Here is a 21,091-nt window from a genome sequence, read left to right as displayed (position 1 = left end):
CTCCGGCACCAGGTCAGCCCCGCCCGCATCGTCCGCACCGGCGTCGCCGTCGCCTACCTCGACCGGCTGTCCCACTGCCGCGAACCACTCCAGCGCGCCGTCCGGCACGGCCGCGAAGGCGGCGCCATCACCTCGGCCATCGAAGCGCTGTTCCTGCTCGCCCAGGACGCCTTCCACACCGGCCGCTGGAAAGAAGCCCAATCCCTGGCCGACGAAGGTCTGCACCTGTGCGACACCCACGGCTACCACCTGCTGACCTGGCCGGGCCGCCTCACGGCCGCCCTGCTGGCCGCCGCCCGCGGCGACGCCCGCACGGCGATCACCACCGCCCGCGACATGGACACCTGGGCCGCACCCCGACGCGCCGGGATCGTCACCGCCTACGCCTCCCACATCCGCGCCCTCAACGCCCTGGGCCAAGCCGACTACGACACCGCCTTCCACAACGCCGCGTCCATCAGCCCGCCCGGCACCCTCGCCCCCTACGCCCCGCACGCCCTGTGGGTCTTCCACGACCTCGTCGAAGCCGCCGTCCACACCGGCCGCCGCACCGAAGCCGCCGCCCACGCCGCCGCCGCCCACGAGATCCGCCTCGACCGGCTCTCCCCACGACTGCGGCTGGTCGTCCTGGCCTGCACGGCGATCACCCAGCCCCAGACCGACACCACGGCCTTCCAACAAGCCATCGCCGAACCGGGCAACGACCGCTGGCCCTTCGACCTGGCCCGCATCCGGCTCACCTACGGCGCCCACCTGCGCCGCACCAAACACACCACCGACGCCCGCCGCCACCTCACCAGCGCCGCAGAGACCTTCCACCGCCTCGGCGCCACACCATGGGCGGCCCGCGCCGACGGCGAACTGCGAGCCACCGGCCTGACCGTCGCCACGACCACCACCGGCCTGGCCTCACTCACCCCGCAACAACGCCAGATCGCCCTGCTCGCCGCCGCAGGCCACACCAACAAAGAGATCGCCGAACGCCTCTTCCTCTCCCCGCGGACGGTCTCCACCCACCTCTACCAGGTCTTCCCCAAACTCGGCATCACCTCCCGAGCCGCCCTCCGCGACGCCCTCGCAGAAATGGCGGACCCAGAGTGACTCCCTTCGGGTGGACACCGGACCACCCCGGACGCCGTCACTCTCGGGTGGCGGCGTCCGGCCCGCTCCGGCAATCAGCACCCCTCCAGGATCGGCCGAGCGCGCCCAGCTCGCCGCTGGCGACGGCATCGGCTCTGGTCAGCGGCGGTCGAGGCGGTCGAGGGGCCGGTCTTGTGCGTCACCGGCGCTACTTCCATGATCAGGAGTTATCCCCTTGTTCTCCCTCTCCCGGTAGTGGGAGGCGACCGCGGTCCATGCCGTGGTCGCGGCCAGGGACGAAACGAACAGGGTCCCGGTGACGAGTGTGATGGTGCCGCCCGCGGCGACGTCGTAGCGGGTGGAGATCTGCACGCCGATCAGCCCGCTGGACGCGCCCGCGGCCACGGCGATGGCGGTCATGGCGGGGATGTTGTGGGTCCACAGGCGGGCGATGGCGGCCGGGCCGACCAGGACGGCCACGGACAGGATCGCACCGGCGGCGGGCACGGCGACCACGATGACCGCCTCGACCGTCAGCAGCAGCGCCAGGTCGGTCAGGGCCGGACGGTAGCCGGCGGCGGCGTATCCGCCGGGGTCGAAGGCGCGGAAGGTGAGCTGCCGGCCCGCTCCGAGGAGGAGGGCGGCGACGATGGCGCCGACCACGGTCACGGCGATCAGGTCGCCGGTTCCGACGGTGAGGATCTGGCCGACGGTATAGGCGGTCAGATCCTTGGAGAAGCCGTCGCGTGTCGAGGCCAGGACGACGCCGAGCGCGAAACCGGCCGACAGGACGATCCCGATCGCCGTGCTCATGGCCTGCGCCGGTCGCCGGGACAGGGCCAGCACCCCCAGCACGATCAGTACGCCGAACAGGCCGCCGCCCGCATACAGGTCGATGCCCGCGACCGCGGCCAGGACGACGCCGGGGAAGGTGGCGTGTGTCATGGCCAGGGTGAAAAAGGGCAGTCGGCGCAGCACGATCTGCACGCTGATCAATCCGCCGACCACGCCGAGCAGGACGGCTTCGATGAGCGCCCGGTCGACCGCCGTCATGCCGCGCTCCCCCGGATGGGCGGCCGGCGGACGCGCAGCCGCCGCCGTATCGTCCCGGCGGCGAGGGCGCCCGCGTAGCAGGCGATGAGGACGAGGACGACGGTGCCGCCGGAGGCGAGCCGCAGCCCGTGGTGGATCGACGCGTCGTAGCTGATCGCCAGGCCCGCCCAGCCGGCCAGCGCGCCGAGGACGGCGGCGAGCGGCACGATCAGCGCCAGCCGGTCCGACATCGCCCGGGCCGCGGCGGCGGGCACGATCAGCAGCGCGATGACCAGGACCGTCCCGACCGCCCGGACCGAGGCGACCACGACCAGGGCGATGATGGTGTTGGTGACCAGGTCCAGCATGCCGATCCGGTACCCGGCGGCCTGGGCGCCCTGCGGGTCGAACGCGCGGGCGATCAGTGGTCGCCGCAGCAGCGCCAGGATGGCGATGACCAGGACGGTGACCGCCAGAGTCTGCGCCAGCTGCTGCCCGGTCACGGTGAGGACCCGGCCGAACAGGAAGGCGGTCAGATCGGCGGTGTAGCCCGATTGCCGGGAGACCAGCACGACCCCGACGGCGAAGAAGGTGGTCAGCAGGACCGCCAGGGCGGTGTCCTCGGTGACGGCGCGGTGCCGGGTGAGCAGGGTGAGCAGCGCGGCGGTCGCGGCGCCTGCGGCCAGCGCGCCCCAGAAGATGCCGCCGTCCCCGCTGAGCAGGTGGCCGATGACGACCCCGGGGAAGACCGTGTGGGTCAGCGCGTCGGTGATGAACGCCAGGCGCCGCAGCAGGATCAGCACGCCGACGGTCCCGGCCAGCGCGCCAAGGACCACCATCACGGCCAGCGCCCGGCCCATGAACGGAAACGTGAACGGTTCGATGAAGAACTGGTACATGGCCGCCTACGAGTGGGCGACGATGACACGGTCGCCGCGCAGTTCGAGCGCGTGCCCACCGTAGGTGGCGCGCAGCCGGTCGGGGGTGAGTGTGGCGCGGGTGGGCCCGAAGCCGAACTGCTTGCGGTCGAGCAGGCACACCTCCTCGCAGGCCAGGTGGGCCAGCGCCAGGTCGTGGGTGGCCACGACCACGGCGGCGCCCTGCTTCTTCAGCGCGGCGATCGCGTCCAGCAGTGCCTGCTCGCTGACGGCGTCGACTCCGTTGAACGGCTCGTCCAGCAGCAGGAGACGGGGTTCGGCGGCGATCGCGCGGGCCAGCAGGACGCGCTGGCGCTGCCCGCCCGACAGCGTCCCGAACCGGTGCCGGGCGCGGTCGGCCAGGCCGACCTGCTCCAGGGCGCGGTGGGCGGCCTGCTTGTCGGCGGCCTTGGGACGGCGCAGCCAGCCGATCCGCCGGTAGCGGCCCATCAGTACCACCTGGCCGACCGAGATCGGGAACTCCGGATCGAGCGTGTCGGCCTGCGGGACGTAGGCGACGTCGCGGCGCGCCTGGGCGGGCGAGGTGCCCAGCACCGTGACCCGTCCCGCGGCCAGCGGCACCAGACCCAGAATCGCCTTGATGAGGGTCGACTTGCCCGCTCCGTTCGGGCCGATCAGCGCGACGGCCTCACCCGGCGCGACCCCGCCGTCGATCTTCTCCAGCGCCAGGGCCGGGCCGTAGGCGACGCTGACCTCCTCCAGCCGCAGTGCCTGCGGCCGGACCTCCGCTTCCTCGCGAGTGCTCATCTTCAGCCCTTGAGCGCCGTGACGATGGTGGTGGTGTTGTGCCGCTCCATCTCCAGGTAGGTCGCGCCCGCCGAGCCCGCCGGGCCGAGCGTGTCCCCGTACAGGGAGTCCTCCCCCGCCACGACCTTCACCCCGGCTTCGCGGCCGATGGTCTCGGCGGTCTTCGGCGGCAGCGAGGACTCGGAGAAGACCGCCTGGACGCCGGTCGACTTGATCTTGGCGACCAGCGAGTTGAGCTGCTTGCCCGACAGCTCGGCGGACGTGTCGAAGCTCGGGATGATCGAGCCGACGAACGTCAGGCGGTAGCGGTCGATGTAGTACCCGAACGCGTCGTGGTTGGTGACCAGCTTGCGCCCGCCGGCGGGCAGCGAGTTGATCTGGCCGGCGATCCACGTGTCGAGTTGCCGGAGCTTACCGGTGTAGGTCTTCAGGTTCGCCGCGTAGGCCGCCTTGTCCGCGGGGTCCTCGGCCTCGAACGCGGCGGCGATGTGGCGGCTCATGATCTCGGCGTTCCCGGGGTTGTGCCAGATGTGCGGGTCTCCGTCCGCCTCTTCCTCCTCGCCGCCCTTGCGGATCGCCACGCCCTTGCTGGTGTCGACCACCGTGCCGTCGAAGCCGGCGGACTTGATCGTCTGGTCCAGCCACTTCTCCAGGCCGACGCCGCCCTGCACCACCAGGTCGGCGTCGGCGATGGCCTGGATGTCGGCCGGGGAGGGCTCGTAGTCGTGCGGGTCGACGTTGGGCTTGAGGATCTGGGTGACCGTGACCTTGTCGCCGCCGATGTTGCGAGCGAAGTCGGCCACCTGCGTGGTCGTGGCGACCACCTTCAGCTTCATCGCGCCGCTGCCGCCGGTGTTGTCGGCGGAGCTGGAGCCGCCGCAGGCGGTGGCCGCGACCAGGACGGCGGCCAGGACCGGTAGGGCAGGCCCGAGGGCTCGGATACGCAACGTGTCTCCCCGTGGGTCGGAGATGAGAATGAAAACGGATCCCATAGTCGTCTTGTTGGGAATGATTGTCAATGTCGACGAATGCTCCTACCGTCACCCCTATGGGCTCCCACATCGCCCCGGCCGGCCATGACTCCCGCGATGGGAACGCCGACGAGACCGCCGTACGGCTCCGGGCGGCCGGGCTGTCCCCGACCCCGCGCAGGCGCCGGGTACTTCAAGCGCTCGGTCTCCGGCTGCGGCCCGTTGGCGCGCATGAGCTGTACGTCGAGCTCACCCGTCGGGGACACAACATCGGGGTGACGACGGTCTACCGGACGCTGTCCGCCCTCGCCGGCGCCGGGCAGCTGCACGTCTTCGTCCGCGACGGCGAGACCCGCTACCGGCTGTGCGCCCAGGGCCGCCACTACCACCTGGTATGCCGCCGGTGCGGCGACGTTCAGGAGCACCCCGCCGCCGACAGCGGCTGGCTGGACGGCATCACAGCCACGGCCGATTTCCTCCCCGACCCGCACGAGACCGAGGTGCACGGCCTGTGCGGCCGCTGCCTGCGCGGCCAGAGCGATGATCCGGCCGGTTGATATCATGCGGCAACGTGAAGATCGGACCGTCGACCGGCCGGAGCAGCTCCCCATGACTTCACACCCGTCCCCCCGCCCAACACGACAAACCCCGGCATCCCGCGGAGGAACGCGGGTTCGGGGTACGCAGCAGGCCGAGGCCCTCCACCGGGTGCTGGCGGACCTGTCCGAGTTCCGCAGCGCCCAGGACATCCACGGCGAGTTGCGCCGCCGCGGTGAGGGCATCGGCCTGACCACGGTCTACCGCCATCTTCAGGTGCTGAGCCAGGACGGCACGGTCGACACGCTCCGCGACGAGACCGGCGAGACCCGCTACCGGCGCTGCCGGACCAGCGCCCATCACCACCACGTGACCTGCCGCTCATGCGGGCACACCGTCGAGGTGGAAGGACCCGCGATCGAGCGCTGGGCCGAGCACGTCGCCGCCGAGGCGGGCTTCACCGACATCAACCACACCGTGGAGATCTTCGGCCTGTGCCCCGACTGCGCTCCGGTACGGCTGACATCGCCGGCCACCCGGGCATAGGCATCCCACCGCTCGGCCTGATCAGCGGGCCCACAGCCACACACGTCATCTCCCGGCCGACGCGAAGCAGGCCGAGTCGGCCGGCGTCCAGGCCATCATCGGCCGGCCGGCCACCGCGCCTCGATGCCGTCCCGCACCCAAGGCGGCCCGGTCGGGCACCCCGAACCTTGAGCGGTCACGAATGGTTGGAGGGGCCCGCCGGAGTTCCTTCCCTCTGGGACGATGACGGGCATGAGCGACCATGTCGGCCTTCGTCCGGCCGAGGACGACGTGCTCCCGCCCCCGGACTGGGGACGACGCGGACCCGCCGCGCCCGGCACCCGTGCCGCGTGGGCGTTCGCGGTCCTGGCGGCCGGGCTGGTAGCCGGCCGGGTCTGGGTCGCTCCGACCGTCGGCGCACGTGCGCTGGACGCGTGGGCGACGATCTTCGTGGCGGTGTGCGTGCAGGCACTGCCGTTCCTGGTGTTCGGGGTCGCCGTGTCGGCGGCGATCACCGCGTTCGTCCCGCCGTCGGTGTGGCGCCGGGTGCTGCCGCACCGGCCGGGGGCCGCGGTGCCGGTCGCCGGGGCCATGGGGGCGGTCCTGCCGGGCTGCGAATGCGCCTCGGTACCGGTCGCGGGCGGGCTGATGGCACGCGGGGTGGCTCCGGCCGCCGCGCTGACCTTCCTGCTCGCCGCCCCAGCGATCAACCCGATCGTGCTGGTCGCCACCGCGGTCGCCTTCCCCGGGAAACCGGAGATGGTCGTCGGCCGGTTCGTCGCCTCCCTGCTGGTGGCCGTGCTGGCGGGGTGGGCGTGGCTGCTGCTGGGGAAGGGCGAGTGGATCAGGGTCCCGTCCCGGCCGCACGCCGATGGGACGGCCGGTCGGCTGGAGGCGTTCCGGCAGGACATGCGGCACGACCTCATGCACGCCGGGGGCTTTCTGGTGGTCGGCGCCGCCGCGGCCGCCGCCATCAACGTGGTCGTGCCCGCCGGCTGGGTGACCGCGGTCGCCGGGAATCCGGTGGCGTCGGTGCTGCTGCTGGCGCTGCTGGCGGTGCTGATGTCCATCTGCTCGGAGGCCGACGCGTTCGTGGCGGCCAGCCTGACGCAGTTCTCCACCACGGCGCGGCTCGCGTTCCTGGTGGTGGGGCCGATAGTGGATCTGAAGCTGATCGCCCTTCAAGCGGGCTTCTTCGGCCGCCGCTTCGCGGTCCGCTTCATCCCGCTGACCTTCTGCCTGGCCGTCGGAGTCAGCGCGGTCATAGGAGGCCTGCTGTGAGCCGGGCCGCGCAGAACCTGCTGCTGATCCTGATCGGCGCCGCGGTGCTGTGGATCACCCTGGGCAGCGGTGAGTACGTCAACTACGTCCGGCCCGGCTTCCGGTTCCTGCTGGTGCCCGCGGCGCTGGCCCTCCTCGTACTAGGCGCCGCCGGGCTGCGCCGGGAGTGGCGCACCACCGACCACACCCCCGAACACGCCCACGAGCACGGCGATGCGCCATCCGGTGACGACCACGGGCACGATCACTCCCGGGGCCCCAGGACGGCCTGGCTGCTGTGCCTTCCCATCCTGGCCGTCTTCCTGATCGCCCCACCCGCGCTCGGCTCCTTCACCGCCACCCGCGACACCGGCCGCGCGGCACCGCCCCCCACCGGTCCGGCAGGGGGATTCAAACCGCTGCCCGCGAACGGGACCCCGGTCGCGATGAGCATGGGCGAGTTCATCGGCCGCGCGTGGGAGGCCCAGACCAGCGATCCCAGCAGATTCCAGGGTGTCCCGGTGCGGCTGACCGGCTTCGTGACCCCCGCAGGAAAGGGCTGGCAGATCACCCGGCTGAAGATCGCCTGCTGTGCGGGCGACGCCGTTCCGTTCCCGGTGCGCGTGCGCGGCCTCCCCCGGCCGCCAGCGGACACCTGGGTCGAGGTCGTCGGCATCTGGAAGCCACCCGGGCCTGGCACGAAGGGCACGAGTGTGCAGGAGTTGAGCGGGCGCTCGCTCAAGCGGATCAAGAAGCCCAAGAACCCGTACGAGTGACAGGGACCGGCCGACTCGCACCGCCGTTCAACCGGCCGTGTCCAGGCCGAGGAGATCAGCAACGGGATCGTCTATACCAACGGTGGACTCGCTGGCTGCGAGCACACGGGAGGACGCCCGTACATCAGCGGGTTCGAGACCATGCGCATGGCCGTGTGGTCAGCGCTCTGGAATCTCGTGTGCGCTGAGATGGTTGGTGTCGGTGTGAAGAAGATCGGTTTTCTCTCGTTCGGTCACTGGAGTGACAGCGCGGGCTCGCGGACCCGGTCGGCGGCGGACGCGCTGCTGCAGTCGATCGATCTTGCCGTGGCCGCGGAGGAACTCGGTGCTGACGGCGCCTATTTCCGGGTCCACCATTTCGCCAGGCAGCTGGCTTCTCCGCTTCCGCTGCTGGCTGCGATCGCCGCGAAGACCTCGCGCATCGAGATCGGCACCGGCGTGATCGACATGCGTTACGAGAACCCGATGCACTTCGCCGAGAACGCCGGGGCCGCCGACCTGATCTCCGGCGGACGGTTGCAACTGGGCATCAGCCGGGGATCACCGGAACAGGTCATCGATGGGTGGCGATACTTCGGGTACGAGCCGTCCGAGGGCGACACCGATGCCGACATGGCACGCAAGCACACCGAGGTACTGCTCACGGTGCTGCAGGGCAAAGGCTTCGCCGAGCCGAATCCGCGACCGATGTTCCCCAATCCACCCGGGCTGCTGCGCGTCGAGCCGCATTCCGAAGGGCTGCGCGACCGCATCTGGTGGGGTTCCGGCTCCAACGCCACCAGTGCGTGGGCGGCCGAGCTGGGCATGAACCTGCAAAGCTCCACGCTCAAGAACGATGAGACCGGCGAGCCGCTGCACGTCCAGCAGCGCAAGCAGATCCAGGCCTACCGGCAGGCGTGGAACGACGCCGGACACCAACGCCGGCCGCGCGTATCCGTCAGCCGCAGCATCTTCGCGCTGACCAGCGACCTGGACCGCGCCTACTTCGGCCGGAACGCCGACTCGGCCGACCAGATCGGAATGATCGACGAGAAGACCAGGGCGGTCTTCGGACGCTCCTACGCGGCCGAGCCGGACGCACTGGTCAAGCAACTCGCCAACGACGAGGCCATCCAAGCCGCGGACACACTACTGCTCACGGTCCCCAACCAGCTCGGCGTGGACTACAACGCACACGTCCTGGAGAACATCCTGACCCACGTGGCACCCGAACTCGGCTGGCGCTGAGACCGAAGCCAGCACCGCCCATCGCGGCTAGAGACTTGGTGCAGGGCCGGCGTCCGGCCAGACTCGTCCAGGTGCTCGCTGAGGCGCTCTCTCGTGCTCAGTCTCGGCGACTGCCTCGGGTGACGCCGGTGGCAGCAAGCCGGGCAAGCGCTGGATTTTCTGACCTGGGTTCCCTCGGCCATTCCGTTCGATTCCGTCTTCACGCTCTTGGCTGGGTCACCGATGAACTTGTTGATGTTGCCTCGCGCGCCTTCGAGCCGGCTGGTCAAGGTGAAGTGAGGATCGCCGTCGGTGCACAGGTTCTTGCAGCGGATCTCAATGTCCCTGTCGGGACCGAGGGCTGCTCGTTGAGTGCCGGGGGTGGTCAGCCGGGGTGGATTTCTCCTCCGGCTGGGACGAGGTTCTGCCCGGTGTAGTACGACGACAGTCTGCCGCTGGCGAAGAAGACGTAGGAGGGGGCGATCTCGTCCGGGTCGGCCGGGCGGCCCATCGGGGCCTGTTCGCCGAAGCCTTCGACGCGGTCCTCGTCGAACGTCGCCGGGATGAGCGGCGTCCACACCGGACCCGGCGAGACGATGTTGACCCGGATCCCGCGGTCCATCAGCGCCTGGGCCATGCACTGCGCGAACGTCATCGCGGCGGCCTTGCTGGCCGAGTAGTCGATCAGGCTGGTGTTGCCGCGCAGCCCGTTGATCGAGCCGGTGATGACGATCGACCCGTCGTCCGGCAGGTGCGGGAGGGCCTCCTGGACCGTCCAGAAGAGGCTGTGCACGTTCACCCGGAAGGTGCGGTCGAGCTGCTCGGTGTCGATCTCGCGGACGTCGTCGACGGGCCGCTGGGTGCCATGGTGCAGGACCAGCACGTCCAGGCCGCCGAGCTGCTCGGCCGCGCGTCCGACGACGTCGCGGGTGTGGCGCTCGTCCGCGAGGTCGCCGCCGAACGTCAGGCACCGCCGGCCCTGCTCCTCGACCAGGCCGGCGGTGTGCCGCGCGTCGGCGTCCTCCTCCAGGTAGGTGATCGCCACATCGGCGCCCTCCTTGGCGAAGGCCACCGCGACCGCCCGTCCGATGCCGGAGTCGCCGCCGGTGATCAGCGCCCGCCGTCCCGCCAGCAGCCCGCGGCCCTCGTAGCCGCGCATCTCGTCCCGCGGCCGCGGCTCCATCTTCGGCGTCTCGCCCGGATAGGGCTGGCTCTGGCCCGCAGGGCTGCCCACGTTCGCCACCTCACTTGAGTCGTTGTCACCGTGGGTTCGGCCACGGAGGGCTCTTCATGCCGCCATCGCTGGTGGTTCGTTCGGCCATTCCCACCTCGCACGGGCCGTAACGCTTGGACCAGAAGGAAGACGGCATCGCGCGGTCGTTTCACGCGCCGCCGGCGGGGCCGCCGCAGTCAGTGCCGTCGCGACAACTGTCGTGATGGCCGCTGGTGGGACGACGATCGCCGTCCGGTGGGGTGGGGCGGGTGCGGCGGCGGTGGCTGGTGTCGCAGAACGGGTAGGTGTGGCTGCGGCGGCACATGCATAGGGCAACGAGGAAGCGGTCCGAGGTCAGCGTGGTGCCGTCGTCCAGGACGATCTCGACCGGGCCCTCGATCAACATCGGACCGCCAGGGACGAGCCGCACCCGTCGGGCCTCCCGACCCGGGCGGCCGCGGGTGGACGCGGGATCAGGCCGCGCGTCTGCGCTCATGGCCCTCCTCCGCCAGGACGCGATCGGCGCGTACTACGACCAAGTCCTCGTGCGCCTGGCCGGGACGCAGGAGTCCTTGTGCCGTGAGCGACCCGGCCCGGCCCCGCATCACCGGGCCGAACGGTTCGCGGTGTCGCGCCACGATCGACGGCCGCAGCCCCGCGCCGCGTAGCGCTGCCAGCGTCGCCGCCACCCCGTTCAACGCCGAATGCACGATCAGCAGCGTCCCCGTCCGTTCCAGGTGGTTCGGGGCCGCTCGGCAGATCCGGTCCAGCAGGACCCGGCCTCCGGGGCCCGCCTCCCAGGCGCGCGCCCGGCCCCGGGTCGCCGCCGGGTCGGCGTCGCCGGGTACGTACGGCGGGTTGGCGAGGATCACGTCGAAGACCTCGCCGGGCACCGGCGCGAACAGGTCGCCGCGGAGCACCCGCACCGGCAGGCGTCGCACGCGTGCGTTCAGCCGTGTGGTCAGAACCGCCCGCGCGGACACGTCCACCGCTACGACCTCGCAGCCGCCGCGGGCCGCCGCCATCGCGACCGCACCCGTCCCGGTGCCCAGCTCCAGCACCCGCGCGCCCGGCGGGACGTCGACCCCGCGCAGCGCCTCCGCCAGCAGCCGCGTGTCGGACTGCGGGCGGTACACCCCCGGCGGCCGCAGCAGCATCACCGGCCCGCCGTCCCCGCGGCCGGCGGGCGGCGCAGCGCCGACCGGCCAGACCGCCAGCGTTCCAGCAGGTGGCCGGCGAGGCGGTCCTCCAGCAGGACCGTGGCCCGCACTCCCAGCACCACGTCGGGCGCCAACTCCGGCTCGTCGGCGAGCAGCCCGCCGATCACGTCGTGCCGCAGCACCTGCTCATGGACGGCGTCGGCCTCGACGTGCTCGATGTAGAACAGGCGCGCCCGCGAGCCGCCGCCCAGCCGCTCCAGCGCCGCCGCCATCCGCCGCGCCGACGGCGCCGTCGTGATCTCCGCCGCCGCGAAGTGCCCCACCAGCGCGCCCCGCAGCGACCGCCGCAGCCCGAACAGCGACATCATGTTCACCGTCGCCAGCATCACCGCGGGCGCCGCGTCCACGTAGGCGCCGTAGGAGGAGTCGAGGCCGAGGTCGTCCAGCAGGTCGGCGTACAGGCCCTGATGGATCATCTCCGGACGGCCGCCGCCGAACTCGTCGTTCTCCACCGCCACCAGCGCCGTCTTCGCCCGGCCGCGCAACCGCGGCACGACCCAGGCGTGCGGGTCCGCCTCCTTCAGGTGGTAGACCGACCGCAGGGCCGCGTACTCCTGCAACTGCCACCATTCGCCCTCGTCCCGCAGGTGGTGGCTGACGCCTTGTCCGTCGACCGGCTCCGTCAGAAGTTCTTCCAGCGCCGCGTCCACGTCGGCGCCGGGGTCCGTGTTTCGGCGCAGGACGTCCAGGAACACCGCGTCCATCGCGCCGCGCAGGCGGAGCAGGCCGGCGTCCCACTCCCAGTCCGGGTCCACCCCGGCGAAGCCGCGGTAGTGCAGCTCGTAGCACATGTGCAGGGCCAGCTGCAGGTCCCCGCCGAGAGGGTCGGCGGACGCCACCGCATCGAGGGCGCCGAGCGCCCCGGGCGACCGGACGAGGGGGTCCGACGGCGGCGGGCCCGCGGCCAGTGCCTGGACCACCGCGTGCGACAGCGGTCCGCGCGCGGCGGGCAGCGTGGGGCTCGTCGCGCGCTCTGGGGACCGCTCGGCGAACGTGCCCGGAGCGTGTCCAACGGTCATGTCTCCTCCGCGACCTTGAGAACGTCCGATGCCCGGTACCCGCTCACACGCGTCCCATACGTCCGTTTTCTCCCACGACCGGGCGGCTAGCCCAGCTCATCGGCGGTGCACGCGGGCGAAGCGCCGGGTTCGGTCTGCCTCGCGAACATGTCCACCACCGCGCGGGAACCGGCCTGCCGGACGGTGCGGCGCTGCCGGTCCGTGCCCGTCCCGGCCCCGCGGACGCCCTCCACCAGGGCGATCACGGTGTCCAGATCGTCGAGTTCGCCAGCGCCGGGGCGGACGCGGTCCGAGCAGGTCGTCCATCAGCCGCCATGCCGGGACGGCCCGTCGCGTGAACGGGTCCAGGCCGGGGCCGTCCATCCCGTGGTGTGTCGCGTTCCACAACGCGGCGACACAGACCTGCGCGTCCACGTCCTTCGCCTCCCGCCCTGCCGCGAGAGACGTGCGAGGTGCGGCCGCCTGTTTGGTGTGAGGCCACAGGGGACATCTGGCCGCAGCCAGTGATGGGACTAAGTTCTCGCCGCAGACGGACCCCTCCGCCGTCGTCGCCGATGGCGCCGCCGGGACCGTCCGGCGGCAGGCCCGCAATGTCGAACACCTGCCGGATCGAGGTCACGGCCCCCAGCGGCTCGGCGTGCCGGTACGCCTCGGTGAACACGAGCGGCACGCGCGGATCGGTAGCCGCCCTCGGCGACCCGCTCCCTACCGCGGCGTCGCGGCTGCCGAAGGCGTCGCCGCCCTCGGCGGGCGGGACTTGGTCGACCGGCGTGTCGCCCGGGGCCGCGGTTTCTCGAACCGTTTCCTGCGCCGGGGCGGCGTCGGGCGGTTCCAGGACCGCGGCGATCTGCGCCCAGTCCAGCCCGGCCTCCTGTACGGCGCCGAGCAGTTTGGCCTCCAGCTGGTCCATGCCCAGCCGCGCGGCCTGCAGCACCACCAGGGCCGCGCCCAGGTCGGTGACGGTGGGCGGCTGCCACAACAGGGCCTCCACTCCCTTGCGGGACCGAGGCTCCGGGCGGCGAGGACGCTGGCAATGCCCGCAGCTCGAGGTTCTCTGATCGCTGTCTGACTTCCAGGTCAGACCCCTAGGGCCCTTTCCAACTGCGCCTTGGACATCTTGGAGCGGCCCTCGATCTTCTTCTTCCTGGCCTCGGCGTAGAGCTGTTCCTTCGTCCGGCCGCGCGGGCCGGGCCTGCCGGAGCGCTTTCCGCCGCGGTGCTGCGGAGAGACGTCCTGGACCGAGACCCTGCTCTTCTGCTTGGCCTCGCCCGTCCGCGCGCGGTTCTTGTTGACGGTCCGCGCGGCGATCTCCTCGGCGCGGCTCGTCCCAACGCCGCGCTTCTCCTGCGACTCCTTGATGTCCTGGTATTGGCGTTCGCGCTTCTTGCTCCACGCTCGCTGCGGCATCTCCGCCTCCTTGGACGAATGGACTCTCCGAGCCCTTCCCCGCCTGCCGACCTGAAACAGCCGCGCCATGCCCGCTCACGCGGCCGACCCCACTCACAAAGCCCGCTCATCTTCGGCCTGACCGGCGGCAAGTTCGGCTCCGACACCGGCGACCCCCATACCTCGACGCCCATCCTCTAACGGGGCTTCGGCGGCGCGGGGGAACTCACCTGGCCGCGGCCGAATGGGGCCTCGCCGAAGTGCCGGAGATGGTCGTCCACCACCCGTCGAAGGCGGGCCGCGCCCCGGCCGCCCGGCACCGTGGACTTGTCGACACGTTTCGCCTCTCGTCCGCGCTCGCCGACCCGTCCGTCGTCGGAGCCGCCTAGGCCCGGCTGGGCGAGCGGGGATCGACGTTTGTAGCGGGTGGCCGGGGTACTCGCCGACGCGCAGGACGCCCGAAGCGGAGGGAGGCGCTGATGCGCGCCGTAGTGATCAACTGCACGTTGAAGCGCTCGCCCGAGACCTCCAACACCGGGGCGCTCGCCGCGGTGGTGGAGGAGGCGCTGCGGGCCAGGGACGTCAAGGTCGAGAACATCCGCGCCGTGGACCTGGACATCCCGCCGGGTGTGGAGACCGATCTCGGCGAGGGCGACCCGTGGCCCACGGTTCACAGGTCACTGTTGGAGTCGGAGATCCTGATCCTGGCGTCGCCCACGTGGGCGGGCCAGCCGTCCTCGATCGCCCAGCGGGTCATCGAGCGGATGGACGCGATGCTGTCGGAGACCGACGACACCGGCCGCCCGGTCGCCTTCAACCGGGTCGCGGGCGTGATCGTGACGGGTAACGAGGACGGCGCCCACCACGTGATCAACAACCTGAGCGGCGCGCTCAACGAGTTCGGTTACACCATCCCGGGCCAGGCCTGGACGTACTGGAACCGGGGCCCTGGACCTGGCCCGAGCTACCTGGAGAGCGAGGAGGGACGGGACTGGTCGCACAGCACTGGACGAGCGATGGCCTCCAACCTGGTGGCCGTCGCCTCGGCCTTGGCCGCCGTCCCAATCCCGGCCCCGCCATCCTGACGGTCCCCCCGGCGACGTTGCAGAGGTGCCGTTGGGAAGCCTTGGCGTCCACGCCGTCGGCGGTCTGGCGTGACGGGTTGCGCCCGCCCTTCGCCTGTTCGTCGGACGGCCCCCTGGCGCCCTTGATCTTGGGCGCCCAGTGATCGCCGACCTTAGGTCCGAATCACTGAGACACCCGCCAACGGGCATGTCGCTGCAAGTCGGGGGATTGGAACCCGCCCTTCGGGTACCGCTCTCGTTTGAACCCCGACTAGGAGGTTGGTCATGGCCGAACAGACCGAGAACGTCGTGGACCTGCTGCAATCCCAGCATGAGGAGATCCGCCGGCTGGCATCCATCGTGGAGGAGAACCACGGGCAGGTGCGCAAGGACGCCTTTGACCGGCTGCGCGAGCTTCTCGCCGTGCACGAGACCGCCGAAGAGGAGGTGGTGCACCCGTTCGCCCGGCGCGCGATAGCCGACGGCGCCCGCGTCGTGGACAAGCGGCTGGAAGAGGAGCACGAGGCCAAGGGCGTCCTGTCCGAACTGGACAAGATGAATCCCGATTCGGCCGATTTCCAGGACATGTTCTCCAAATTCCACCGGGACCTGGAAGCACACGCCTCGCATGAGGAGAAAGAGGAGTTCCCGCGCATAGCCCGCGAGGCCACACCCGAGCAGTTGCACGGCATGGCCAAGGCTGTCAAGGCCGCCGAAGCGGTCGCCCCCACACATCCGCACCAGGGCGTGGAATCGCCCGCGAAGAACCTCGCGGTCGGCCCAATCGCAGCTATCGCCGACCGTGTCCGCGACGCTATCGGGAAGGTGCGAAGCCGATGACCGAACGCGAAGATGACCGGGACAAGCCGCTGGCAGATCGTCGCGCCGACGCGAACGCTCCCCAGGAGAGCGCCCCCGACTTCGCCGAAGAGCACACGCCGAGCCCCACCGATCCACCGGTCGCGCAGGCCGAGACCCCTGGCGGCGAGGACGACGGCTACAGCCCACAGACCGAGGTCCCCTAGACGATCGCGCAGGCCACCCCGGAGTACGTAGCGGCTCGGGCGTAGCGACGACCCGTCTTGCAGTCCAGGCCGGGCGCCTCGGTGGTCACGAAGATCCCCATGGCACCGGCATCAGTTCGTGCACCGCCGCGCGTCGTTCCCCCGAGCCAAGGACCGTGCCCATCGAGGCCCATCCCGCCGGTCGCCTGCAGTGGTGCGTATCGCGGGCGAGATCGACCAGCCACCGCCGCCGCTCTGCGCGAGAGCACGTTCCAGGGCCGCGGGCGTTCGCCCCGGCCGTGGCCCGGATGCTCGTCGTCTGGGGCTCCAGAGCGGCCCGCGACACGGTCTTGGTGACACCGGCCAGCGGCCCATCCCGCCTGACCAGCGACGCCCCCTCCCCCCGGCGCCCGCCCCGTCTGCTCGGTGGCGGGGCCTGACATCCAGCCCCCTCGACCGCTCGTTCTTGTCCTCCTCGATTACAGGTGACACACGATCTTCGGGACAGTTGCTGATGGGACGGCTTAATGAAGCCCTTTTGGCAGATAGAGCCGGGCTTTGTGATCGTTTGGCTCGTGGGCGACGGGTAAAGCAAGGACAAGATGCAGTGGTGAGGGAGGCAAGAGCCATGCTGGAGGGGTCCGCGCAGTCTTACTGGATGGCCTCGTCGAAGAGCCCGGAGTACCCGACGCTCACTGAGGACATTGAGGTGGACGTCGTGGTGATCGGCGGGGGCATTGCCGGAATCACCACTGCCTGGGAATTGACCCGGGCCGGCCGGCCCGCGATCGTCCTTGAGGCCGACCGGATCGTCGCGGGAGTCACCGGTTTCACAACGGGGAGGCTCTCAGCGCTGCACCCCTGGGTCTTCGCTCCGCTGCGCGAGTCTCTCGGCGCGAAGGCCGCCCAGCTCTACGCGCGTTCCCAACAGGAGGCAGTCGAGCACGCGGCCCAGATCGCCGACCAGCTCGGCATCCAGTGCGATCTGGAACGCCGTCCGTCCTACCTGTATGTCGAGCCTGCCGAGCGGGCGGACGATCTGAAGGCCGAGACCGCTGCCGTCCGGGATGCCGGGCTTCCTGCCGGCTTCGTGAACGAGACGTCCCTGCCGTACGACGTGGCCGGCGCGGTCAAGCTCGACAAGCAGATCCAGTTCCACCCGCGGCGCTATCTGCTGGGCCTCGCGCAGGACCTGGTCCGGGGCGGGGGCCGAATCTACGAGCACACCCGCGTCGTCGATCTGGTTCAGGGACGGCGGCACCGCCTCACCACCGATTCCGGCGTCACCGTGCTTGCCCGTGAGGTGGTCATCGCCACCCTCTTTCCGGTGTTCAGCCGGGCCTTGCTCGACTTCAGGCTCGTCCCTTTGCGAGAACTGGTCATCGCGGCGCCCATCGCCGAAGAGGACGACCCGGGCGCCATGTTCATCACCCGAGAGGACAACACCCGTTCGGTGCGGACCGCACCGTATGGGGAGGAGCAGCGGCTGCTGCTGATCACCGGTGAGTCGTTTGCGCCGGGAAGCGGCCAGACGGCCGAACGGCACAGGCTGCTCTTGAACTGGACCAGGCGGCATTTCAAGATCGGCGATATTCATTACTGGTGGGCGGCCCAGGACCTGGACACCACCGACAAGATCCCTTACGTGGGCCGCGTCGACGACAACCTCTACGTCGCCACCGGTTACGCGAGATCGGGTATGAGCCACGGCATCATGTCGGGCCGCTTGCTCGCCGGCCTGCTGACCGGCGAGGAACAACCGTGGACGGATCTCTATGCCCCCAGACGCAAACACCCGATCAGGGAGGCAGGTCCGGCCCTGAAGGTGGGCCTGTCCCACCTCCGCCGCCGGGTCACCGACCACGTCCGGGCCACGCGCACGCCCGTCTCCGAATTGAAGCCGGGGACGGGGACGGTCGCGCGTCTGCAGGGTCGCGTCTGTGCCACCTACCGCGACGACCACGGCACAACACATGTTCTGTCGGCCCGGTGCCCTCATTCGGGATGTCTGGTGACCTTCAACGACGTCGAGCGCGTCTGGGAATGCCCGTGCCACGGCTGCAGATTCGCCGCCGACGGGTCAGTTATTCAGGGGCCCGCAACAATGCCACTGGAAAGCTTAAAATGAGCGCCTGAACCCGCAGACAACACCCCCAAATCGAGTGGCGCTAATCTCGGAGCGTCAGCACTCTTTAGCTCGGCGGTGCGGGAAGCGGCGAATCGAGAAGAGCTCGTCGCCAGGGTCACCGCGGCGACCGGCAAACGTTCCTGGTCCGGCCGGGACGAGGTCCGGCTGACGTTCTTGGCCGCCCGAGCCTCGTCCGGATGGTGGCCGACAGCGGGGACGGGGTCGTTGGAGGTCGCCCATGGCGAGGGGCGGCAACCGGCGCTGGCTCTGCTCGGAGGCTCCTGGATGCGGCCGTGCCCCGGCCGGGTGGCCGGGGCGCGGTTGGGGTTAGTGGTGCCGGAGGGGGGGTGAACTGCGTCAGCGAGTCGGTGGCGCCCTTCAGGTCCGAGGGGTACATCCGGATCGGATAGGTGTCGTTGGTCAGCCAGCCCGGCAGCAGGTTCTGCTCGAACTTGCCGCCGAGGTCCTCGCTGGGGCCGCCGGCCAGCGAGTCCACCCCGCGCATGCCGAGTGGGGTGGCCTGGTGCACGGCCCGCCGGACCGGGACGAAGGTGAAGGTGAACCTGTCCGGCGAGTCGGCCCGGATCGGATGGCTGGACGCGTCCACGATGCCCGCGCCGCCGTCGGCGGGTTCGGCCGCCCGGCCGGACGCCCGCTTGCGGGTCAGGTCCATCTGGAAGAGCCGGTCGTCGGCGTGGACCCAGCCGTTGACGAAGAAGAGGTCGTGGGCGTTCTTCGCCCTGATGTGGGGGACGCCGTCGACATCGCGCACGACGAATGCGGGGTTACGCAGACCGGGTACGGCCACGCGCGTGGTGTCGTCCGCGTGCACCGTTGTGGCCGGTGCCGCGACCAGCAGACCGGCTGCGAGTAGGCCGGCCGAGAAGAGAGCGGTGCGCGATCTGCGCATCGGGTGCTCCTTACCCTCGAAGAAGGACGTGCTGCCCGCCATGGGTGGGCCGCTGCCGGTCCCCCCTCGGACCAACACTCTTCGTCCGAGGGGGCGGGATGGATGAAAGGTGAGCGGACCGGCCGTCAGCGCTCATGCTGAAGGCTCGACCCTGGGTCAGCGTCGACCAGGCCGGGGTGCCTTCCAGGCTTGGGGACGCAGGGGCTCGTCGAGTTCGACGCGTCCGGCGAGGTTGTCGACGAGGCCGACGAGGCCGGCGAACGCGCATTCGGTGACCAGGTCCAGCAGCTCGGCGGGTTGGAGCCCGGCGTCCAGTGCCCGCTGGACGACCGCCTCGGCCACGGCGCCGCGGTCGATCACCACCGCGCGGGCGAAGGCGTACACGGCCGCGTGCACGGCGTCGCGGGGTTCGGACCCGCCGCGCATCGCCTCGATGTCCTGCGGATCCACGCCCAGGCGGGCGAGGACCGTCGAATGGAAGGCCACCCCGTAGGCGTTGTCGACGGCGACGCCCACGGCGACTCCGGCGATCTCCCGGTGCACCGCGTCGAAGGAGGCGTCGCCGACGGCGCGCCGCAGCCCGTCGAAGCCCGCGAGCAGGACCGGGCTGGCGGCGATCGTGGCCGCCAGGTTCGGGACGAAGCCGAGGTCGGCCTCGATGCCGTCGAGGATCGTCCGGGACGCGGGCGGCGCGGTCTCCGGTGAGAGGATCGGAAGGCGCATCACAGCTCCTTGGAGTTCGGATGATGGGCCGACCTTCTCCCGCTCCGGCGTCCGTTCACGATTCCCTCGCGGGGAAGGGCCGCGAAGCACGGGCGGCCGTAAGGTCGCCTCATGTCCGATCCGACGTCCCCCGGCTTTGGCGCCCTGGTCCGGTACTGGCGGCGGGTGCGGGCGATGAGCCAGCTCGATCTCGCCTCGGCCGCGATGACCACCCCGAGGCATATGAGCTTCCTGGAGACCGGCCGGTCGAATCCGAGCCGCGAGATGGTGCTGCGGCTGGCGGGCGCGCTCGACGTCCCGCTGCGCGACCGGAACGGCCTGCTGCTGTCGGCCGGCTTCGCTCCGCTGTTCCCGCACCGCGGGCTTGAGGACTCGGCGCTCGACCGGGTCACCATGGCGATCGGACGGATGCTCGACCAGCACGAGCCGTTTCCCGCCGTCGTCCTGGACCGCGGCTGGAATCTCGTGCGCGCCAACGATGGCGCGGCGCGGCTGTTCGGGGCGCTGTTCGCTCCCGGTCCGGTTCCCGGCGACGCGAACGTCCTGCGGCTGATCCTTGAACCGGGCCCGGTCCGGGACGGCATCGCCAACTGGACGGAGGTCGTCCCGGCGCTGCTCGAACGCGCCCGCCGCGAAGCCGTGGGCGGCGTTCTCGACCTGGCGACCGCTGAGCTGGTGCAGGAACTGCGGGCGCGTCCGGAGGTCGAGGCCCTCATCACGGCGCCGCGCATGATCGAGCCGCTGATCCCGGTCGTGGACGTGCATTTCCGCATCGGCGGCGAATACCTGCGGTTCTTCTCGATGGTGTCCAGCATCGGCACGCCCGCGGACGTCACCGCGCAGGAACTCCGCGTCGAGGCGTTCTTCCCCTCCGACGACGGGACCGCCCGCCGCTGGCAGCCGCGAACACGACCCTGACCAGGCCGTCCGGTCAGTTAAATGTGTTTCTTGTTGTCCGGGGTTAGGCGCCCGGGCGGGGGGTACCGGTGGATATTGGTGGGTTCGCGGCGGCGGCGACGTTGAGGGTCGTGCCGCCGGTGGGCCTCAAGGGGTGTTCGCTCCGGACCTTGGTGTCGCCCTGGTCTGTGTAGATCTCCGGATCGGGTGAGGTCGTGATGGTGTCCAAGTGGCCAGGCTCTTTGGGCGTTTCTGCCGGCGCGGGTGCTCGGGCGGCTGCGGATGCGTCGGCCGGGGATGCGCGGTTAGAGGTAGCGGTCAGTGCCGAGCGGTGGGATGCGCTGGCTGAGGCCGCCGCGTTGACCGGGATAAGCGTCGCCGAGTATGTGGATCGGGCGGTGGCCGACCGGGCCCGGCGGGATCTGACGTCCACGACCGGTGAGCCTGGGCAGGGC

25 protein-coding genes are annotated in these 21,091 nt (G+C 70.9%); 11 read left to right on the top strand and 14 right to left on the bottom strand.

Going from position 1 to position 21,091, the window contains the following annotated elements; all coding sequences use genetic code 11:
• On the top strand, positions 1-1,101 hold a 1,101-nt coding region (locus ETD83_RS26545), incomplete at its 5' end, for a helix-turn-helix transcriptional regulator (RefSeq protein WP_138647930.1).
• Between the two features lie 138 nt (positions 1,102-1,239).
• On the opposite strand, the gene ETD83_RS26540 is transcribed toward ETD83_RS26545, so the two are convergent.
• Genes ETD83_RS26540 through ETD83_RS26525 form a run of 4 tightly spaced genes read right to left on the bottom strand, consistent with a single transcriptional unit; the run spans position 1,240 to position 4,744 of the window.
• On the bottom strand, positions 1,240-2,133 hold the full coding sequence (locus tag ETD83_RS26540) for a metal ABC transporter permease (RefSeq protein ID WP_138647929.1): 894 nt from the start codon (positions 2,131-2,133) through the stop codon (positions 1,240-1,242).
• Positions 2,130-3,011 (bottom strand): metal ABC transporter permease, encoded by an 882-nt coding sequence (locus tag ETD83_RS26535; RefSeq protein WP_138647928.1) that lies wholly within the window; start codon positions 3,009-3,011, stop codon positions 2,130-2,132. The genes ETD83_RS26540 and ETD83_RS26535 overlap by 4 nt, the downstream gene beginning before the upstream one ends.
• 6 nt (positions 3,012-3,017) lie before the next feature.
• Positions 3,018-3,797 carry a metal ABC transporter ATP-binding protein gene (locus ETD83_RS26530; protein WP_138647927.1) on the bottom strand — a complete coding sequence of 260 codons (780 nt, stop codon included), beginning with the start codon at positions 3,795-3,797 and terminating at the stop codon, positions 3,018-3,020.
• Positions 3,798-3,799: 2 nt separating this feature from the next.
• Positions 3,800-4,744, bottom strand: a complete 945-nt coding sequence (locus ETD83_RS26525; protein ID WP_205717899.1) for a metal ABC transporter substrate-binding protein — start codon at positions 4,742-4,744, stop codon at positions 3,800-3,802.
• A gap of 101 nt (positions 4,745-4,845) precedes the next feature.
• Between ETD83_RS26525 and ETD83_RS26520 the strand changes: the two genes are divergently transcribed.
• From ETD83_RS26520 to ETD83_RS26500, 5 genes are all read left to right on the top strand, one after another.
• Entirely contained in the window at positions 4,846-5,325 is a 480-nt protein-coding gene (locus tag ETD83_RS26520) for a Fur family transcriptional regulator (protein ID WP_138647925.1), read from the top strand.
• Positions 5,326-5,377: 52 nt separating this feature from the next.
• Positions 5,378-5,851, top strand: coding sequence for a Fur family transcriptional regulator (locus ETD83_RS26515; protein WP_138647924.1), 474 nt, complete (start codon positions 5,378-5,380; stop codon positions 5,849-5,851).
• A 231-nt stretch (positions 5,852-6,082) separates the two neighbouring features.
• Positions 6,083-7,111, top strand: a complete 1,029-nt coding sequence (locus tag ETD83_RS26510; RefSeq protein WP_407921522.1) for a permease — start codon at positions 6,083-6,085, stop codon at positions 7,109-7,111.
• On the top strand, positions 7,108-7,866 hold the full coding sequence (locus ETD83_RS26505) for a TIGR03943 family putative permease subunit (RefSeq protein ID WP_171064444.1): 759 nt from the start codon (positions 7,108-7,110) through the stop codon (positions 7,864-7,866). The genes ETD83_RS26510 and ETD83_RS26505 overlap by 4 nt, the downstream gene beginning before the upstream one ends.
• Positions 7,867-8,007: 141 nt before the next feature.
• Entirely contained in the window at positions 8,008-9,093 is a 1,086-nt protein-coding gene (locus ETD83_RS26500) for an LLM class flavin-dependent oxidoreductase (RefSeq protein ID WP_230421192.1), read from the top strand.
• Positions 9,094-9,457: 364 nt separating this feature from the next.
• Here ETD83_RS26500 and ETD83_RS26495 read toward each other — a convergent pair whose 3' ends face one another.
• From ETD83_RS26495 to ETD83_RS26470, 7 genes are all read right to left on the bottom strand, one after another.
• On the bottom strand, positions 9,458-10,255 hold the full coding sequence (locus ETD83_RS26495) for an SDR family oxidoreductase (RefSeq protein ID WP_138647933.1): 798 nt from the start codon (positions 10,253-10,255) through the stop codon (positions 9,458-9,460).
• A gap of 199 nt (positions 10,256-10,454) precedes the next feature.
• A complete protein-coding gene (locus tag ETD83_RS45750; RefSeq protein ID WP_138647922.1) occupies positions 10,455-10,781 on the bottom strand; it encodes a CDGSH iron-sulfur domain-containing protein in 327 nt (108 codons plus the stop codon).
• Positions 10,759-11,442 carry a HemK2/MTQ2 family protein methyltransferase gene (locus ETD83_RS26485; RefSeq protein ID WP_138647932.1) on the bottom strand — a complete coding sequence of 228 codons (684 nt, stop codon included), beginning with the start codon at positions 11,440-11,442 and terminating at the stop codon, positions 10,759-10,761. The genes ETD83_RS45750 and ETD83_RS26485 overlap by 23 nt, the downstream gene beginning before the upstream one ends.
• On the bottom strand, positions 11,442-12,524 hold the full coding sequence (locus tag ETD83_RS26480) for an iron-containing redox enzyme family protein (protein WP_138647921.1): 1,083 nt from the start codon (positions 12,522-12,524) through the stop codon (positions 11,442-11,444). The genes ETD83_RS26485 and ETD83_RS26480 overlap by 1 nt, the downstream gene beginning before the upstream one ends.
• Before the next feature lie 86 nt (positions 12,525-12,610).
• Entirely contained in the window at positions 12,611-12,769 is a 159-nt protein-coding gene (locus ETD83_RS42820) for a hypothetical protein (protein ID WP_171064443.1), read from the bottom strand.
• A complete protein-coding gene (locus tag ETD83_RS26475; protein WP_138647920.1) occupies positions 12,766-13,503 on the bottom strand; it encodes a hypothetical protein in 738 nt (245 codons plus the stop codon). The genes ETD83_RS42820 and ETD83_RS26475 overlap by 4 nt, the downstream gene beginning before the upstream one ends.
• Positions 13,504-13,601: 98 nt before the next feature.
• Positions 13,602-13,931: a plasmid stabilization protein gene (locus ETD83_RS26470; RefSeq protein WP_138647919.1), complete on the bottom strand. Its 330-nt coding sequence runs from the start codon at positions 13,929-13,931 to the stop codon at positions 13,602-13,604.
• Between the two features lie 458 nt (positions 13,932-14,389).
• On the opposite strand from ETD83_RS26470, the gene ETD83_RS26465 reads away from it, so the two are divergent.
• The 4 genes from ETD83_RS26465 to ETD83_RS26450 all read left to right on the top strand — a co-directional run bounded on the left by ETD83_RS26465 (position 14,390) and on the right by ETD83_RS26450 (position 18,106).
• Complete coding sequence (locus ETD83_RS26465) at positions 14,390-14,995, top strand: flavodoxin family protein (protein WP_138647918.1); 606 nt, start codon at positions 14,390-14,392, stop codon at positions 14,993-14,995.
• A gap of 264 nt (positions 14,996-15,259) precedes the next feature.
• Entirely contained in the window at positions 15,260-15,814 is a 555-nt protein-coding gene (locus tag ETD83_RS26460; protein ID WP_138647917.1) for a hemerythrin domain-containing protein, read from the top strand.
• Positions 15,811-15,999, top strand: coding sequence for a hypothetical protein (locus ETD83_RS26455; protein ID WP_138647916.1), 189 nt, complete (start codon positions 15,811-15,813; stop codon positions 15,997-15,999). The genes ETD83_RS26460 and ETD83_RS26455 overlap by 4 nt, the downstream gene beginning before the upstream one ends.
• 607 nt (positions 16,000-16,606) lie before the next feature.
• Positions 16,607-18,106, top strand: a complete 1,500-nt coding sequence (locus ETD83_RS26450) for an FAD-dependent oxidoreductase (RefSeq protein WP_138647915.1) — start codon at positions 16,607-16,609, stop codon at positions 18,104-18,106.
• A gap of 115 nt (positions 18,107-18,221) precedes the next feature.
• Here ETD83_RS26450 and ETD83_RS42815 read toward each other — a convergent pair whose 3' ends face one another.
• Together ETD83_RS42815 and ETD83_RS26435 are read right to left on the bottom strand one after the other, a co-directional pair.
• Positions 18,222-19,016 (bottom strand): penicillin acylase family protein, encoded by a 795-nt coding sequence (locus ETD83_RS42815; RefSeq protein ID WP_171064442.1) that lies wholly within the window; start codon positions 19,014-19,016, stop codon positions 18,222-18,224.
• A gap of 156 nt (positions 19,017-19,172) precedes the next feature.
• Positions 19,173-19,739 carry a carboxymuconolactone decarboxylase family protein gene (locus tag ETD83_RS26435; RefSeq protein ID WP_171064441.1) on the bottom strand — a complete coding sequence of 189 codons (567 nt, stop codon included), beginning with the start codon at positions 19,737-19,739 and terminating at the stop codon, positions 19,173-19,175.
• 111 nt (positions 19,740-19,850) lie between these two features.
• Between ETD83_RS26435 and ETD83_RS26430 the strand changes: the two genes are divergently transcribed.
• Entirely contained in the window at positions 19,851-20,657 is an 807-nt protein-coding gene (locus ETD83_RS26430; RefSeq protein ID WP_138647913.1) for a helix-turn-helix domain-containing protein, read from the top strand.
• Between the two features lie 43 nt (positions 20,658-20,700).
• On the opposite strand, the gene ETD83_RS42810 is transcribed toward ETD83_RS26430, so the two are convergent.
• On the bottom strand, positions 20,701-20,865 hold the full coding sequence (locus ETD83_RS42810) for a hypothetical protein (RefSeq protein ID WP_171064440.1): 165 nt from the start codon (positions 20,863-20,865) through the stop codon (positions 20,701-20,703).
• Between the last annotated feature and the right edge of the window lie 226 nt (positions 20,866-21,091).

Source organism: Actinomadura soli (genome assembly GCF_005889715.1).
GTDB lineage: Bacteria > Actinomycetota > Actinomycetes > Streptosporangiales > Streptosporangiaceae > Spirillospora > Spirillospora soli.
The sequence above is the reverse complement of the archived record's forward strand: the minus strand, read 5'-3'. Positions and strand labels throughout refer to the sequence as shown.